The organism is Trichococcus flocculiformis (assembly GCF_900113645.1).
In the GTDB taxonomy this organism is placed as follows: Bacteria; Bacillota; Bacilli; order Lactobacillales; family Aerococcaceae; genus Trichococcus; species Trichococcus flocculiformis.
The window spans coordinates 25,105-42,487 of record NZ_FOQC01000013.1; the positions used below are offsets into that span (position 1 = coordinate 25,105).

The following is a 17,383-nucleotide window of genomic DNA, read 5'->3' on the forward strand; positions in this document are numbered from 1 at the left end:
GAGGTTAAGAAATAAATGATAGAGGAGTTTTCGAAATGACTGAACCTTTAAGAGGATTTGTGCATTCAACAGAAAGTTTCGGTTCCGTTGATGGACCCGGAATCCGTTTTATTATATTTATGCAAGGCTGCCGCATGCGTTGCCAATTCTGCCACAACCCGGACACATGGAACATCGGTGGCGGCAATGAAATGACAAGTGATGAGTTGCTCGATATGGCTCTGCAATACAAGCCATTCTGGGGGCAAAAAGGCGGCATTACCGTCAGCGGAGGCGAACCGTTGCTGCAGATCGACTTCTTGATTGAATTATTCACGAAAGCCAAAGCGCAAGGTGTACATACAACACTGGATACTTGTGGCTTGCCGTTCACTTATGATGAACCATTCTTCAGCCAATTCAATAAATTATTGGCTGTGACGGATTTGATTCTGCTGGACATCAAACACATCGATAGTCAGAAACACAAAGAACTGACAATGTGGCCGAATGAAAGCATTATCGAACTGGCAAAATATTTGTCGGAAATCAACAAACCGATTTGGGTCCGTCATGTTCTGATTCCGGAACGTACCGATTACGATGAATTCTTGATCCGTTTGGATGCTTTTCTGAAAACATTGAAAAACATCGTCAAAGTAGAGGTTCTGCCTTACCATAAAATGGGCGTCTATAAGTGGCAAACATTGGGCATCCCTTATCAGTTGGAGGGAATCGATCCGCCAACCGCAGAACGAGTCGAGAATGCAAGAAAACTGTTGCATACGGAAGATTACAAAGGTTATTTGGATCTGTAAAATAATACTATTTTTTCAAGGGAGAAAAGAGAATTGCCATTGCTCTTTTCTTCCTTTTTTATTATGATAAATTAAGATAATGGAAGAGAGAGTGAATTAAATGAACAAACTATTAGTTTTTGGACACCAGAATCCGGATACGGATGCGATTACATCCGCTATCGCATACGCCTACTATCTGAATCACAATGGAACCGAGGCAGAAGCTGTGGCTCTAGGTCTGCCAAGCGAAGAAACAATCTATGCGCTGAATCAATTCAAGATAGACGCCCCACGTGTCATCGAGACTGCTACAAACGAAACGGATACGGTCGCTTTGGTCGATCATAACGAAGCGCAGCAAAGCGTCAGTGACATCAAGGATGTTGAAGTCTATGCCGTAGTGGATCACCACCGCATCGCGAACTTCGAAACAGCCAACCCGTTGTATTACCGTGCAGAGCCTGTCGGTTGCACAAATACAATCCTGTATAAAATGTTCCAGGAAAAGAATATCGCGATCCCAGCCGATATCGCTGGCTTGATGCTTTCTGCCATCATTTCCGATACGCTATTGTTCAAATCTCCGACTTGCACGCCGGAAGATGAAGCAGCGGCATCAGCCTTGACTGAAATCGCCGGTGTCTCTTTGCAGGAATATGGCTTGGCGATGCTGAAAGCCGGAACGAATTTGGACGACAAGTCGATCGCAGAATTGTTAACTTTGGACGCAAAATCATTCCCGATGGGCGCTAAAAACGTGCGCATCGCACAGGTTAACACGGTCGACGTCCAAGATGTGCTGAACCGAAAAGATGAGTTGGTCGCTGCCATGGAAACAGAAAACGCTGTTCAAGGTTACGACGTCTTCTTGTTGGTGGTGACAAACATCATCGACAGCGATTCGGCCTTATTGGCTGTAGGCTCGCATTTGGACACAGTCGCGTCAGCATTCGGTGTCTCATTGATCGATAACGTTGCGCTGCTTCCAGGCGTTGTTTCGCGCAAAAAACAAGTAGTGCCACCATTAACGGAAGCATTCTCAAAATAATCACTGCAAAAGGGCGGAGTTGCAACTCAGATAATCTGATATGCAACTTCGCTTTTTTAAACATATAGGAATTTATAAATTTTTTTCAACTCAGAAGTGCATCACCGTACGTGTTTCACAAGTTTGAAAAATGTTTCATGCATGTAAAATGATGTCCAGCTTCACGGGTTAGCCCTTCGGAAATTAGATAAATCTGTCCTATTGCGCTCTTCGATGCTCATTCGGACAGATTTCCTAAATTTCTTTCAGGGCTGAACGAACCCGTTCAGCTTTTCTTGTTAAAAAAGGGGGTTGAGGACGTGAAAATTGGCGTATTGTCGGATTTGCATATCGATTCGAACGCAAAAAGGCTGGCGCCGGGTCAAACCTATGATCATCTCTTGGCGGAATTGCTCTATAATCAAGAAATCGACCTGCTTTTGTTGGCTGGTGATGTGTCTTCCGATTACCATGATACCTTCGCTTTCCTCGATCGTATGCGTGATCACAACGTTTCGAAAATCCAATTCGTGCCCGGAAACCATGATTTCTGGTCCATCCGCAATCACGAAGAGAATACGGACCGCATCTATCAGTTGTTCAAGCAGCGGGATGAGAATCCTGTCGGAAATCCGTTTCTTATCGGGGATGAATGGGCAGTAGTGGGGAACCCAGGCTGGTATGATTATGGCTTCGCCAGTGATAGCTATACGATAGAAGAATTTTCAAGAAAAAAACTAAAAGTCGGCGGATGGAATGACCGCCGTTATGTGCATTGGGAAAAAGATGATCGTACTGTTGCTGCAGAGATGCTGGCTGAACTGGAAAATGACCTGAAAAGAGTCAGCAACCGGAAAATAATCATGCAGACACATGTTGTAACACATCCGCAGTTTGTTATCCCGCTTCCGCATAAGGTCTATGATTACTACAACGCTTTCCTGGGCAGCAAAAGCTATATGCAAGTCTATGATCGCTATCCGATTGCTTACAGTGTCATGGGCCATGTCCATTTCCGTAAAATGTTCCACGAGAACGATACTACCTTCTATTGCGCCTGTCTCGGCAGTTCGCGACACTGGTACACGGAAGATCCTTATATCGAAATGGCTTATACTATGGAGGAAATCGTCGTTGACTTGTAGTTTTCCGCTCTTTCTCGGTGGGCATTTTTTCTGACCGACTAAGACCGTCTCGAAAGGGTTATTGCTTTCATTTTGATCAAAATACGTTATGCTATTCCTATAGAATACAACACTTAGATTATAGTGGGTAAGAGGTGGTTTTCAATGAGAGCGTTCAACTTATCGGATAAAGGGGTATATTCACAAACAAAGAATTGGAAATCGGCTGAATGGATACATGTGGAGAATCCGGACAGTGATGACGTCGCGGATTTGATGAGTACTTTTGGCATCCCGATGGATTATATCCTGGATTCATTGGATGAATATGAAATACCCCGGCAAGAGAGAGTCAACAATGGGTCCGGGGATTCGATCAATCTGCTTATCGTCCTTTTCCCTAAAATGCGGTCGGTTCAGGAAAAATTTACGGAATATCATACATATCCTTTGTCGATCATCACGGTCAATGACACATTGATCACAATCTGCAAAGAGACGCCTTCTTTTTTGACACGCATCATGAAGAATGAGTCTTTCAAAAATGAACCGGCGACAACTCAGCAGCATATCATCCTGTATATTTTGTGGGAACTGACCAAAAGTTTTGTCCACCATTTGAGAGAAATTGACGGTACAATCGAAGATCTGCAAATAAAAATCACCAGTGCGACCCACAATGAACATTTCTATAATTTGATTGCCCTTCACAAAAGCTTGGTTTATTTTGAAACGTCAATCAACAAAAATCATCCCTTGATTACGAAATCCATTCAGAATGCTTCCTTAGGCGACGATTTGCAAAGTCAGGAATTATTGCGTGATATCATCGATATCTCCAGCCAGGCAGAGGTGATGGTCACAGAATCAAGTAAGATGATCGATCAGCTGAGTGAAGTTTTTTCGAGCGTAATCGCGAACAATCTGAATAACATCATGAAAGTTTTGACTTCGATCACCATTGTCCTGACGATTCCGACAATCATAGCCGGTTTCTGGGGCATGAACGTTGATTTGCCTTTTGAAAATCATCCTTGGGCGTTTGGTATCACTAGCTTGCTTACGATTTTCATCTGCTTTTTAACCGTCTACTGGTTGAAGAAGAAAGACTATTTTTGACAGGAAAAGCAATCAATCTTGGCTGGTATACTAGGTATGGGTGGTGATGCAACATGGTAGAGGACTTCCAGAGTTGGTTGGATAGCAATGATTTAGAAAAACTCTTCAGTGATAAAAGGGATAAAGAAACAATCGACAAGGAAATGTTTCTTTTCGTCCGATCAAATGATTTTGACAACTACTTTTCTTATGACGGTGAATTGGGTGCGCTATACGAAAAAGAGGGTACTTTGCTGAGGGTATGGACCCCTACGGCAAAATTTGTGGAGGTATGGATTTATGCTGACGATTCCTTCAAGGGCCCTTCAACGAAAATAGAGATGGTGCAGAAGCCGAAAGGCATATTTGAAGCATATCTGCCCGGTGATCAACACGGAACCATTTATGTATATAAGATTTTGTTCTTGAATAACCGCGAGTCCATCAGTGTAGATCCCTATGCTCGGGCAACGACGGTAAACGGGATGAAATCGGTCATCGCAGACTTGAATAGGACGAATCCTGACGGTTGGGGAGAACGGCTGCCTGCTTTTGGGTTACCGGAAGAGGCGATCATTTATGAACTGCACATCCGGGATTTTTCCATATCCGAAACGAGTGGTATAGTGAACAAAGGGAAATTCCTGGGGCTTACCGAGAAAAACACCCAGAATGCTAGTGGCAGAAAAACTGGTTTGGATTACCTGATCGATTTGGGCATCACTCATATCCAGATACTGCCGATGTTCGATTATGCCACAGTCGATGAGGCGAATCTGACGGAGCCGCAATACAATTGGGGCTACGATCCGCTGAACTATAATGTGCCGGAAGGCTCCTACTCAACGGATCCCTTCGATCCGTTCAATAGGATTTTCGAATTGAAGCAGATGATCCGGACATTGCATGAGAACGGGTTGAGGGTAATTATGGACGTCGTCTACAATCACGTCTATGACCCAAAGGATCAAGCTTTGGAAAGAACGGTACCGGGATATTTTTACCGTTACAATGCAGATGGGTCGTTGGCGAATGGGACTGGAGTCGGGAATGACACGGCTTCGGAAAGGCATATGATGCGGAAATACATCATTGACAGTGTCAAATATTGGGCTAAAGAATACCATCTTGATGGCTTCCGCTTCGATTTGATGGGAATCCATGACTCGGTCACGATGAATGCGATCCGGGAAGCGTTGGATAAAATCGATCCATCCATCATCATCATCGGTGAGGGATGGGAAATGAGCACGCCGCTCCCGGAGGACTTAAAAGCTTCCCAGAGGAATGCGCAAGCGATGCCCAGAATTGCCCACTTCAACGATTCGATCAGGATAGCGTTAAAAGGCAGTGATTTTGGAGATGAAAAGGACAGGGGCTTCATCAGCGGCAAAAATTATTTGGAAGATTTGTTGCTCCGGAATATAAAGGGAGCCATGCATTTATCCAGCCACAGCAGTTATGTCGATCCGGAACAAGTTATCCAGTATGTGGAAGCTCATGATAACTTGACGCTTTACGATAAATTATTGCGGTCCAATCCGGATGACAGTGAAGAGGTGCGTATCAAAAGGCATACTTTGGCAACGAGCATCGTCCTGCTGTCGCAAGGTGTTCCTTTTATCCACGGCGGACAGGAATTTTTGAGGACAAAAGCCGGAGTAGCCAATAGCTACCAATCTCCCGACGAAATCAATCAATTTGAATGGGAGCGGGTGACGACGTTCCAGGAGTCAGTAGCCTACGTCAAAGGGTTGATTGCCTTGCGCAAGAGTGAATATCTTTTCCGCCTGCATACCCACGAAGAAATTGACACCCATTTCACGATGCTCAGCGAAAATTTCAACATTGTAGCCTTTTCCTTAACAAACTCTGAAAAAAAATATATCGTCATTTTCAACGGAAATCGAAGCGATGTCATCTTCAGGATACAAAAGGGGAAATATGCTATCCTTGTTGAAGACAATCAAGTCTTTTTGGAGTCAATGCCAGAAGCTGTCCTCATGGAAAAAATTCTTGTCAAAGCCCATACAACTTCCGTTTTATGCGCAGATAATCAGTATGAAGGCGATCTTCAGTCAGAAGATTCGATGGATTTCCTGTGAGAACGATTAAATGCACCTTAATCATGCGAATATATCAATATTAATATAATAAATCATTGTTTGTTAATAAACATATGTTTGTTGCTGGTATTTGCCGATTTAACAGCGTTTGGTTTCGCTTTCGCTATTTTTTGGATGTTCTGACATTCGATGTCAGGTTCTCAATATATAACTAATATAATAATATGTTGCATATATAAAGATAAATATGAATTTATTAATCTAATTTTAATCAATTTATTAAATTCCCAAACTTGATTTTAATAACAGTCACAACTATAATTAAGCTTACTATAGAAATTATAGAAACAGAGGGAATGGGGGAAAAGAAATATGGGCAACAAGAAACTATCATCTTTAGTGTTATTATCTTTAAGCTCCGCACTTGTATTAGCTGCATGCGGCGGAGAGGGAAGCACGGCCGATTCATCAGAGTCTGCAGGTGCGAACGGCAGTGGTCAGGTGTTAAATCTGGTTGAAAGCGCTGAAATTCCTACAATGGATTCTGTGCAGGCTACAGATACAGTTGCATTTACTGCTTTAAGCAACGTAAACGAAGGTCTGTACCGCCAAGGTTTGGACGGAACGGTTGAATTAGGAATCGCAGCAGAAGATCCTACAGTCAGCGAAGACGGTTTGGTCTACACTTTCACTATCCGTGATGAAGCAAACTGGTCAAACGGTGAGCCTGTAACGGCAGCAGACTTTGTTTATTCATGGCGCAAATTGGTTGATCCTGCATCGGCTGCTTCATATTCTTACATGATGGACGGCGTTATCGCTAACGCAACTGAAATCATGGCTGGCGAAGTTGGGCCTGAAGAATTAGGCGTCAAAGCGATCGACGAAAAAACGCTGGAAATCACATTAGCTTCTCCGGTGCCATACTTCAAAGATCTGTTGACTTTAGCGATGTTCTTCCCTCAAAATCAAGCATTTGTTGAAGAACAAGGCGACCAATACGCATTAAGCAGCGATGCTTTATTGTACAACGGACCATTTGTATTAGCTAACTGGGATGCAGCCAGCTTATCATGGACTTATGAACCAAATGCAGAGTATTGGGATAAAGACGCTGTAAAATTGGATGCAATCAACGTAGAAGTCATCAAAGTAACTTCCACTGCTTTGAATCTGTATGATACAGACGCAATCGACCGCATGATCTTGACTGGTGAATACGTAGCACAAAGAACCGGCGATCCTGAAGTGCACACAATGCCGACTTCTTCTGTATTCTACTTGAAATTCAACCAACAAAGAGAAGCAACACCATTACAAAATGCCAACATCCGTAAAGCTTTAGCTATGGCTTTCGACAAACAAGCATATGCTGATGTTGTCTTGCAGAACGGTTCCATCCCTGCAAACGGATTGGTTCCTGAAAAACTTGCTTTGGATCCTTCAACAGGCGAAGACTACCGTGAACAAAATGGCGATCTTCTGACTTTCAATGCTGAAGAAGCCAAAACATACTTCGAACAAGGCTTGGCTGAATTGGGTGTTGAATCCATCACTTTGGAATTGTTGAGTGATGATACAGAAAACGCAAAACGTTCTTCTGAATTCCTGCAAAGCCAATTAGAGACAAACCTGCCTGGCTTGACTGTAACCTTGCGTAATGTACCTTTCAAAGTCCGTCTTGAAGCTGATACCGCCGGCGAATACGATATCGAATTAGCTGGATGGGGAGCTGACTATGCTGACCCGATCAACTTCCTGGAATTGTTCCAAACAGAAAACGGCAACAACAAATCTGGTTATTCCAACGCTGGATACGATGCTTTGATCGATGAAGCACGCACAAACGTGACTGACCTTGATGCAAGATGGGCTAGCCTGCTTGCTGCTGAAAAGATCTTGATGGAAGATGCGGGTATCGCTCCTCTGTATCAACGTTCTTATGCAGTTCTGCAAAAACCGTATGTCACAGATTTGGGCGAGCACTTAGTCGGTGCTGACTACTCATACAAATGGGCTTCAAATTCTGGAACACAGAACGTGGATTAATTAAGGCAATAAAAAATCCATCTGGCATACATTCATGCCAGATGGATGTTTTATTTATAAAATATAATCCCAGAGACAGATTATGCTGATCCCCAACAGCAAAAGACCGATAGTCAGGACATTTTGATAACTTTTCCCGACAGAAGATGATAGAGCTTGCGGATTCAATGGTTCCCTGAAGCCATCCTCCTTTGGTTCTCTTCTGAGCGTTTTTCTGACGCTGTAGTGAAAGAAATCGAAACTTCCGGAAGCCAACACAAGTCCGGATAAACCGATGATCAACAAAAGCCCCGCTATCATAAACAGGATGTTGGATGTTCCGGTCCAGCTTAAGGATCCGTATTTAATCAGTTGATAAACCAGTGCACATATAAAAATGAATAATGAGACAAGTGCGTTTTTTTTTGTGAAGTTCACTTATTTTGGCTCCTTTTTGTTTTCTCAATTTTAAATGTACAAAAAAAAGAAAGAAAACTCAATTAAAATATGATTTGATTTGGTGTTCATTTTCTTTTTTGTATATTTAAATATGATATACTATCAGGTGCTATTTACAAAAAAACTAAATAATGGAGGATGACAAACGATGAAAAGTTATGCAAAGTACATCGGCAAGCGTATTTTATATATGGCAATTACGTTGTTTTTGATTGCATCGATAACTTTTTTTCTGATGAAAGCTTTGCCGGGTACACCATACAGTAACCAAGACAAGTTATCTGAGGAACAAATTTTTATCATGAATGAGAAGTATGGACTGAATAAACCGATTTTGGTCCAATACGCAGTCTACATTTTTGGACTATTACGTGGAGACATGGGTGTTTCATTCCAGTTCAACAATACTCCGGTTACGGATTTGCTGAGCAGCAGAATAGGACCCTCCATGCAATTAGGGCTTCAAGCAGTTATTATAGGGACGATCCTCGGTATTGTGCTGGGTGTGATCGCAGCGATGAGACAAGGGACTTGGGTGGATACCGTTGCCACTTTGACAGCCATCGTCGGCCGTTCGATTCCTAACTTTGTTTTTGCTGTTATTCTGCAATTGGTATTCGGAGTTTGGTTGAAAGTGTTACCGATCGCTTTGTGGAATGAAGGCTTCCGTTCTTCCATTCTGCCTACGATCGCGCTGAGCATTTCGCCGCTGGCCGATTCGGCCCGGTTTATGCGAACCGAAATGGTCGATGTATTGGGAAGCGACTATGTCGAACTCGCGCGGGCAAAAGGACTGAGCCGTTGGGAAGTCGCATTCAAGCACGGTATCCGTAATGCGCTGATTCCGTTGGTCACCATCATCGGACCAATGACAGTCGGTTTGATGACAGGTTCGATGGTTGTTGAAAATATTTTTGCCATCCCTGGCATCGGTGAACAATTCGTAAAATCAATCCTGACGAATGATTATCCGACAATCATGGGCGTCACGATGATGTATTCGACCATGTTGGTCATCGTCATTTTGTTGGTTGACATCCTTTATGGTATCATCGACCCTCGTATCCGAGTCGCTACAGAAGGAGGGGAATAAGAATGAGTGAAAATGAATTACGCAATACAGCAGCTACGCCGATGATCACGAAAGATCTTTTCGAATCGGCATCCGAATCAAGTATGCAGGATAAAGAAAAAATCTCAGCGCCTTCCCTGAGTTTCATGGCGGATTCTTGGCGCCGTCTGAAGAAAAACAAGGTTGCGATGGTTAGCTTGATCATCTTGATCATCATCAGTATGTCCAGTTTGTTGGCTCCTGTCATCGCACCGCATGACCCGAATGCCCAAACTGTCCAGTATGCTAACATGCCGCCGAAGATTCCCGGCATCGACATCAATGGACTGAATGGGACCGTGAAACAGAATGGCGTAGTCATCGACAAGTACGAAGCATCCAATGTTCCAGAGGACGTCTATTACTATCTCGGTACGGACAGCCTGGGACGCGATTTGTTGTCGCGGATCCTGTATGGTACCCGCGTGTCTCTGTTCATTGCTTTTATGGCAGCTTTATTCAACTTGACGCTTGGTGTTGTTTATGGTCTGACTTCCGGCTGGTTGGGCGGAAAAGTCGACAATATCATGCAACGTATTCTGGAAATCCTTTCCGGCGTTCCGAACTTGGTAGTCGTTATTTTGATGCTGCTTGTTTTGAAGCCCGGCATCAGCTCCATCATCATTGCTCTGGCATTGACTGAATGGCTTTCGATGGCGCGTGTCGTACGAGCGCAAACATTAAAACTGAAAAATCAAGAATACATTTTGGCAGCCCGTACGTTAGGCCAGTCACCGATGAAAATCGCCTTCAGGCACATCCTGCCTAACTTGGCTGGCGTCATCATCATTCAAGTTATGTTCTCGATTCCATCGGCAATCTTCTTCGAAGCATTCCTGAGCTTTATCGGTATCGGTATTCCCGCTCCGAATGCATCGCTTGGTACATTGATCAACGATGGCTACAAAACATTCCGTTTCTTGCCGCATCTGATGTGGTATCCAGCCGGCATCATGAGCGTCATCATGATTTGCTTCAACTTATTGGCTGATGGACTTCGTGACGCGTTCGATCCAAAAATGAGAGATTAGGAGGTAACCAGATGGAAAATATATTGGAAGTAAAAGACCTACAAATTACTTTTGATACCTATGCAGGTAAAGTAAAAGCTATCCGTGGCGTCAGTTTTGACCTGAAGCCGGGTGAAACATTAGCCATCGTTGGTGAATCCGGCTCTGGTAAATCAGTGACTAGCCGTAGTATCATGCGTCTGTTGGCAAACAACGCCAACATCGAACACGGAGAGATCTTGTTCAAAGGCGAAGATTTAGTCCACAAAACCGAGAAAGAAATGCAAAAAATCCGCGGTTCAGAAATCGCAATGATTTTCCAAGATCCGATGACTTCTTTGAACCCGACTCAAAAAATCGGCAAGCAAATCGCTGAGCCGATCATCAAGCACCAAAACATCAGCAAAGATGAAGCTTATAAAAAAGCTGAAGAATTGTTGCAGCTTGTAGGCATCCCGAATCCTGCCAAAAGAATGAAACAGTATCCCCACCAATTTTCGGGTGGACAACGTCAACGGATCGTTATCGCAATCGCCTTGGGCTGCAACCCAGATATTTTGATTGCGGATGAACCGACTACAGCACTTGACGTTACGATCCAAGCGCAAATCCTGGAATTGATGAAGGATTTGCAAACAAAAATCAAGACATCAATCATTTTCATCACCCATGACTTGGGAGTGGTGGCGAATGTCGCAGACCGCGTTGCCGTCATGTATGCCGGCAAAATCGTCGAAGTAGGGACTGTGGATGAAATTTTCTATAATCCGCAACATCCGTATACATGGGGTCTATTGAGCTCAATGCCTACACTGGATACGCAAGGAACGCTATATGCGATCCCTGGAACACCGCCTGATTTGTTGGATCCTCCAAATGGTGATGCTTTTGCGCCCCGCAGTGAGTATGCGATGAAGATCGACACTTTGTACGATCCGCCGTTCTTTAAAGTATCCGATACCCATTCGGCTGCTACCTGGTTGCTGCATCCCGATGCGCCGTCCGTGATTCCTCCAGAGGGGATCATGAACCGCCGTGCGACTTTCTCCGAAATGAAACTCGCTCCTTCCGATGAACTGAAAGTGATGGACACTGCAGATAAAGAACCGGCTGTATTGCCTCACGACAACGGCCCGTCCATCGATTCAAAAATCACTGAGAAAGGAGGACTGCTGTAATGTATGACACAACAGGACAGAAAAAAATTCTGGAAGTAAAAAACTTGAAGCAGTATTTCAACGTCGGCACAAAAAATGAAGTTCGCGCTGTTGATGATGTTTCCTTTGACATATATGAAGGCGAAACGCTTGGCTTGGTAGGGGAATCCGGTTGCGGAAAAACGACGACCGGTCGTGCAATCATCCGCTTGTACAACCCGACTTCCGGTGAAATCTTTTTTGATGGCACCGAAATCCATACACTGCATGACAGAAAAGAGCAACTGGCTTTCCGTAAAGATATGCAGATGATTTTCCAGGATCCGTATGCATCTTTGAATCCACGTATGAAAGTACGCGACATCATTGCCGAAGGATTGAAGATCAACGGACCTGCGACCACCGAGAAGGAAGTTGATGACCGGGTTGCGGAGTTGTTGGATCTGGTCGGATTGAACAAAGATCATTCCTCCCGTTATCCGCACGAGTTCTCCGGCGGCCAAAGACAGCGAATCGGAATCGCCAGAGCCTTAGCGGTGAATCCCAAACTCATCATTGCCGATGAGCCCATTTCCGCTTTGGACGTATCCATTCAGGCGCAGGTGGTCAACTTGCTGATGGAACTGCAGAAAAAACAAAAACTGACTTTCTTGTTCATTGCGCATGATCTGTCGATGGTCAAGTACATCAGTAACCGCATCGGCGTTATGTACTTCGGCAAATTGGTCGAATTGGCGCCTGCAGAAGAAGTTTACAACAAACCTTTGCATCCATATACGGAAAGCCTGTTATCGGCCATACCGTTGCCGGATCCGGTCTATGAACGCAACCGCACCCGCTTCAATTATGTCCCACGTGAAGATAACGGTGAGCCGGAAGCAATGCGAGAAATCGTTCCAGGGCACTTTGTTTACTGCCGTGAATCCGATGTTCCTGTATTGAAAGCAAAATACGAAAATTACTGATAAAAAAAGTCCGGAACTTGTTCCGGGCTTTTTTGCCATAGAAAATTAATGAAATGAAGGTTTTATGAATTTTGTATGATAATAATTCCCATTTATTATGGAACATCCTGATTTTATGTAGTATAATATTAAAATACGAAAAGAAAAAGGGGAGAGTTACATGAGGAGATTAAGAAGTTCTTTCATTTTGGCTACTACAGCTGTCATCCTGGCAGCTTGCGGGGGCGACGGCGCAACGGACGACAGCGCAGCAAACACAGCAAGTGAAGGCGCCGGCGGACAAGTAGTCAATTATACGGCACCGACAGAATTGGCAACATTGGATACAACACTGATGACGGACATCAACAGTTCAAACTACATCAGCCACGCCATCGAAGGCTTATTGAAAATCGATGCGGACGGAAAGCCCGTTCCCGCGATCGCTGCCGAAGCAGGTACTGTATCGGAAGATGGCTTGACTTATACTTATAAACTCCGTGATGATGCAGTTTGGTCAAACGGAGAGCCTGTTACAGCGAACGATTTCGTATTCGCTTGGCAAAGATTGGTGGATCCAGAAGCGGGCGCATCCTACGCTTACTTGGCTGAGACCATCAAGAACGCCAATGAGATCATGGCTGGAGAAATGGACCCTGAAAAATTGGGGGTAACGGCAGTAAGCGACACTGAAATCACAATCGAATTGACGCAGCCGACACCTTACTTTGAATCATTATTGGCGTTCAGCGCATTCTTCCCGCAAAATGAAGAATTTGTCACTGAAAAAGGCGACAAGTACGGAACTAGCAGCGAAAACATTTTGGCTAACGGACCTTTCACCATCGAGAACTGGGACGGCACTGGCCTGACTTGGGATCTTGTGAAGAACGAAGATTACTACGCAGCTGACGAAGTGCAGTTGGAAGAAGTCAACGTTCAGGTAATCAAAGAAACAAGCACTGTCGTGAACTTGTTCCAGCAAGGATCAGTCGACAATGCACAAGTGACCGGCGAATTGGTTAAACAATTGGCGACTGACCCTAACGTAGTCGTTCAGAAAAAAGCCCGCACAGCATACATCGAATTCAACCACGATAACGTCTACCTGCAAAATGCGAAGCTGCGAGCTGCCATCGGACTTGTCATCAATCGCGATGAATTGGTTGATAGTGTCATCGGTGACGGTTCGACAGCCATCGGTGGCTTCCTGCCAGCTGATTTTGTAAGCAACCCGACGACGGGTGAAGATTTTGCTGCTGAAGCCGGCTCTTACCTGGACTATGATCTGGAACAAGCAAAAACGCTTTTGGCCGAAGCTAAAGCTGAATTAGGCGTAGAAGAAATCACTTTCTCTTTAGTTGGGGATGATGATGAAAAGAACAAAAAAATCAGCCAATATATCCAAGGCCAAATCCAAAACAACTTGGAAGGCATCACTGTAGAATTGCGCAATGTACCGAAGAAAAACCGTTTGGAATTAGCAAACCAAGACGAGTTCGACTTGTTGCAAACCGGTTGGGGAGCGGATTTCGCCGACGCAATCAACTACATGGACTTGTTGTACAGCACATCCGCTTATAACGAAGGCCAATATGCGAATGCGGCATTTGATGCTTTGATCGATTCTTCAAAAACAACAAATGCAAACGACCCTGAAGCGCGCTGGGCTGACTTGATGGCTGCTCACAAGCTTATCATGGAAGATGCAGCAATCATCCCGCTTTACCAAGAAGCAGAGACACAGCTCAGAAATCCTAATTTGAAGGGCATCATCTTCAATTCTGTTGGAAATGAATTTGACCTGAGCCGAGCATATATCGAAGAATAAGAATGTTTAGAACCCAAAGAAGGGCCGACTCGGTTGTTGAGAGTCGGCCCTTCTTTGGGTTTCTGAAGAGCGTGAGGGCCATGGATAGTTAGCGGAGATATGGGGATCGGGGCCAAAAAGATGAATTCTTTGGTTTTATTCATCTTTTCGGTAACATTTTGGTCCCTAAACATGAATACTTAGCAGATATTCATGCTTTCCTGTGATATCCATGCCGAAACCATGAATACTTCGCAGTTATTCATGGTTTCGGCCGCACAAGGATGGGCCAGTCCGCAATCCGTAACAACCCAAACAACCCAACCAAAAAACTGACGCAAGCCTCTTAATTGGCTTGCGTCAGTCTCTAACTTACTGTATGAAATTAGTCGAAATCAGATCAAGAAAGAATACAGCTTGGAATTTTCGTTCACCGAAATGTAATGCGGATCGAATTTCTCTAGTCTGCTGAGCAGGCCTTCGATATCATCTTTATTTTTGAGCAAGATTCCGATCAGCACAGGACCTTCACTGCGATGGACTTTTTTCGTATATTCGAACTTGGTGATGTCATCATCACTGCCCAGTATGTCATTCACGAACTCTTTCAGCGCGCCGGCCCTCTGCGGGAAGTTCACGATGAAGTAGTGCTTCAGACCTTGATAGAGTAGGGAGCGTTCATCAATTTCAGCCATCCGATTGATATCGTTGTTACCGCCGCTGACGATGCAGACGACCGTTTTGTCTCTGATCTCATCTTTGTATTGTTCCAAGGCAGAAACGGATAGTGCGCCGGATGGTTCCGCTACAATCGCTTGTTTAGTGTATAAATCGATGATGGTTCCGCAAACTTGTCCTTCAGGAACGACCAGAATGTCATCGACATTTTTTTGGCAGTGTCTGAAAGTCAAGTCACCGACAGTCGCTACGGCTGTCCCATCACAGAATTTATCAATATCAGTCAAAGTCGTGACTTTATCCGCATCAAGCGAAGCTTTCATACCTGGGGCGCCCAAGGACTCCACACCGATGATTTTTGTTTCTGGCATGGCTTCCTTCATGTAGCTGCTGATGCCTGAAATCAAACCGCCTCCGCCGATAGCAGCGAATACCATATCAGCCGTTTCTCCCTCTGCCACGAGATCCTGGTGAATTTCCACTGCCAAACTGCCTTGCCCGGCAATCACATTGCGATCATTGAAAGGTTCAATGAAAGTCAGCTTGTGTTCTTCTGCATAGCTATGGGCAGCTTTATTCGACTCGTCGAAAGTATCTCCGATCAGTTTGATTTCAACATAATCCTTTCCGAAATAACGGACTTGGTCAATTTTTTGGGAAGGGGTTGTCGATGGCATGAAGATGGTCGCTTTGATACCCAGATGGTTGCAGGTATAGGCTACTCCTTGGGCATGATTGCCGGCGGAGGCACAGATTACTCCGTTCTCCGTTTCGGCTTCGCTCAGCTGCGAAATCGCATAATAAGCACCCCTCAATTTGAAGGATCGGACGATCTGTAGGTCCTCCCGTTTCAAAAAGATATTGGCATGATACTTCTGCGATAGATACGCATCATGCTGCAAAGGGGTCTGCTTGACCACGTTGCGCAGTACTTTATATGCTTTAAGCACGTCTTCTTTGTTCACTAACTCATCCGTCATTCTATCTGCTCCTAATCTATTGAATACAATGATGAAGAGAGAAGGCTTAAAAATAAGGATGCTCTCAACCTACATCTGATTCATTATTGTTGTTCATTCACGAAAGGCATCATTTTACGCAATTCAGCACCGACTGCTTCGATCTGGTGGCCTTGTTGCTCAGCGCGCATTGCGTGGAAGTCAGGGAAGCCAGCTTTGTAATCGTCAGTGAAGCGTTTTGCGAACGCGCCAGTTTGAATGTCAGTCAAAACGTCTTTCATGCGGTCTTTCACATCAGAAGTGATGACGCGAGGTCCTGAAACGTAATCACCGAATTCAGCCGTGTTTGAGATGGAGTAGCGCATTTTTTCCATGCCGCCTTCATACATCAAGTCAACAATCAATTTCAATTCGTGCAACACTTCGAAATAGGCGATTTCTGGTTGGTAGCCAGCTTCGACCAATGTTTCGAAACCTGCTTGAACCAAGTGCGTTGTTCCGCCGCACAATACAGCTTGCTCGCCGAATAGGTCAGTTTCAGTTTCTTCCTTGAATGTTGTTTCCAAAACGCCTACGCGTGTAGCGCCGACTCCTTGTGCCCAAGCAAGAGCGATATCTTTTGCGTTGCCTGTTGCATCTTGGAAGACTGCGAACAAAGCAGGTACTGCAGATCCTTTAGCGAATTGACGGCGAACCATGTGGCCTGGGCCTTTTGGAGCGACCATGAATACATCGATATCAGCAGCAGGTGTGATCGTACCGAAATGGATGTTGAATCCGTGACCGAATGCGATGGCATTTCCAGCTTCCAAGTTAGGAGCGATTTCAGCTGCATAAACTTCAGCTTGTTGCTCATCAGGGATAAGGATCATTACTACGTCAGCTTGTTTTGTTGCTTCAGCAACAGGGAACACTTCAAATCCGTCTTCTTTTGCTTTGTCTGCAGATTTACCTGCACGGATTCCGATGATGACATCATTACCGTTGTCACGTAGGTTTTGTGAATGTGCATGTCCTTGAGAACCATATCCGATAACGGCGATTTTTTTGCCCTCTAGTGCTTTTACTGTTACGTCTTGATCGTAGTATACTTTAGTCATATTGAAATGACCTCCTTATTTTTTTTATATTCT

General features: G+C 44.5%; 14 protein-coding genes. 11 read left to right on the top strand and 3 right to left on the bottom strand.

The genetic code is table 11. The features are described 5' to 3' along the window. Positions 1-35 precede the first annotated feature (35 nt). From pflA to BMZ71_RS06725, 6 genes are all read left to right on the top strand, one after another. A complete protein-coding gene (gene pflA / locus BMZ71_RS06700) occupies positions 36-797 on the top strand; it encodes a pyruvate formate-lyase-activating protein (RefSeq protein ID WP_086989114.1) in 762 nt (253 codons plus the stop codon). 100 nt (positions 798-897) lie between these two features. After that, positions 898-1,827, top strand: coding sequence for a manganese-dependent inorganic pyrophosphatase (locus BMZ71_RS06705; RefSeq protein WP_086989115.1), 930 nt, complete (start codon positions 898-900; stop codon positions 1,825-1,827). 299 nt (positions 1,828-2,126) lie between these two features. Next, positions 2,127-2,951, top strand: a complete 825-nt coding sequence (locus tag BMZ71_RS06710) for a metallophosphoesterase (protein ID WP_086989116.1) — start codon at positions 2,127-2,129, stop codon at positions 2,949-2,951. A gap of 144 nt (positions 2,952-3,095) precedes the next feature. Beyond that, positions 3,096-4,049, top strand: a complete 954-nt coding sequence (locus BMZ71_RS06715) for a magnesium transporter CorA family protein (RefSeq protein WP_086989117.1) — start codon at positions 3,096-3,098, stop codon at positions 4,047-4,049. Between the two features lie 53 nt (positions 4,050-4,102). Further along, positions 4,103-6,133 carry a type I pullulanase gene (gene pulA, locus BMZ71_RS06720; protein WP_086989118.1) on the top strand — a complete coding sequence of 677 codons (2,031 nt, stop codon included), beginning with the start codon at positions 4,103-4,105 and terminating at the stop codon, positions 6,131-6,133. A gap of 333 nt (positions 6,134-6,466) precedes the next feature. Continuing rightward, the gene (locus tag BMZ71_RS06725) at positions 6,467-8,143 is read left to right on the top strand and encodes a peptide ABC transporter substrate-binding protein (RefSeq protein ID WP_086989119.1); all 1,677 of its coding nucleotides are present in this window, start codon (positions 6,467-6,469) and stop codon (positions 8,141-8,143) included. Positions 8,144-8,197: 54 nt separating this feature from the next. Here the strand turns inward: BMZ71_RS06725 and BMZ71_RS06730 are convergent, their stop codons facing one another. Then, on the bottom strand, positions 8,198-8,560 hold the full coding sequence (locus BMZ71_RS06730; RefSeq protein ID WP_068560756.1) for a DUF3899 domain-containing protein: 363 nt from the start codon (positions 8,558-8,560) through the stop codon (positions 8,198-8,200). A 169-nt stretch (positions 8,561-8,729) separates the two neighbouring features. Here BMZ71_RS06730 and opp3b point away from each other — a divergent pair, with 169 nt between their 5' ends. From opp3b to BMZ71_RS06755, 5 genes are all read left to right on the top strand, one after another. Beyond that, positions 8,730-9,674 carry an oligopeptide ABC transporter permease gene (gene opp3b / locus BMZ71_RS06735; protein WP_068560758.1) on the top strand — a complete coding sequence of 315 codons (945 nt, stop codon included), beginning with the start codon at positions 8,730-8,732 and terminating at the stop codon, positions 9,672-9,674. A 2-nt stretch (positions 9,675-9,676) separates the two neighbouring features. Continuing rightward, a complete protein-coding gene (opp3C, locus tag BMZ71_RS06740) occupies positions 9,677-10,723 on the top strand; it encodes an oligopeptide ABC transporter permease (protein ID WP_177187525.1) in 1,047 nt (348 codons plus the stop codon). 11 nt (positions 10,724-10,734) lie between these two features. Continuing rightward, on the top strand, positions 10,735-11,880 hold the full coding sequence (locus BMZ71_RS06745) for an ABC transporter ATP-binding protein (RefSeq protein WP_086989120.1): 1,146 nt from the start codon (positions 10,735-10,737) through the stop codon (positions 11,878-11,880). Beyond that, positions 11,880-12,824 (top strand): ABC transporter ATP-binding protein, encoded by a 945-nt coding sequence (locus BMZ71_RS06750; RefSeq protein ID WP_093234127.1) that lies wholly within the window; start codon positions 11,880-11,882, stop codon positions 12,822-12,824. The genes BMZ71_RS06745 and BMZ71_RS06750 overlap by 1 nt, the downstream gene beginning before the upstream one ends. 160 nt (positions 12,825-12,984) lie before the next feature. Next, complete coding sequence (locus tag BMZ71_RS06755) at positions 12,985-14,634, top strand: peptide ABC transporter substrate-binding protein (protein WP_086989122.1); 1,650 nt, start codon at positions 12,985-12,987, stop codon at positions 14,632-14,634. A gap of 374 nt (positions 14,635-15,008) precedes the next feature. On the opposite strand, the gene ilvA is transcribed toward BMZ71_RS06755, so the two are convergent. Together ilvA and ilvC are read right to left on the bottom strand one after the other, a co-directional pair. Further along, positions 15,009-16,271, bottom strand: a complete 1,263-nt coding sequence (ilvA, locus tag BMZ71_RS06760) for a threonine ammonia-lyase IlvA (RefSeq protein ID WP_086989123.1) — start codon at positions 16,269-16,271, stop codon at positions 15,009-15,011. Positions 16,272-16,354: 83 nt separating this feature from the next. Then, on the bottom strand, positions 16,355-17,350 hold the full coding sequence (gene ilvC, locus BMZ71_RS06765; protein WP_086989124.1) for a ketol-acid reductoisomerase: 996 nt from the start codon (positions 17,348-17,350) through the stop codon (positions 16,355-16,357). Positions 17,351-17,383: the final 33 nt, after the last annotated feature.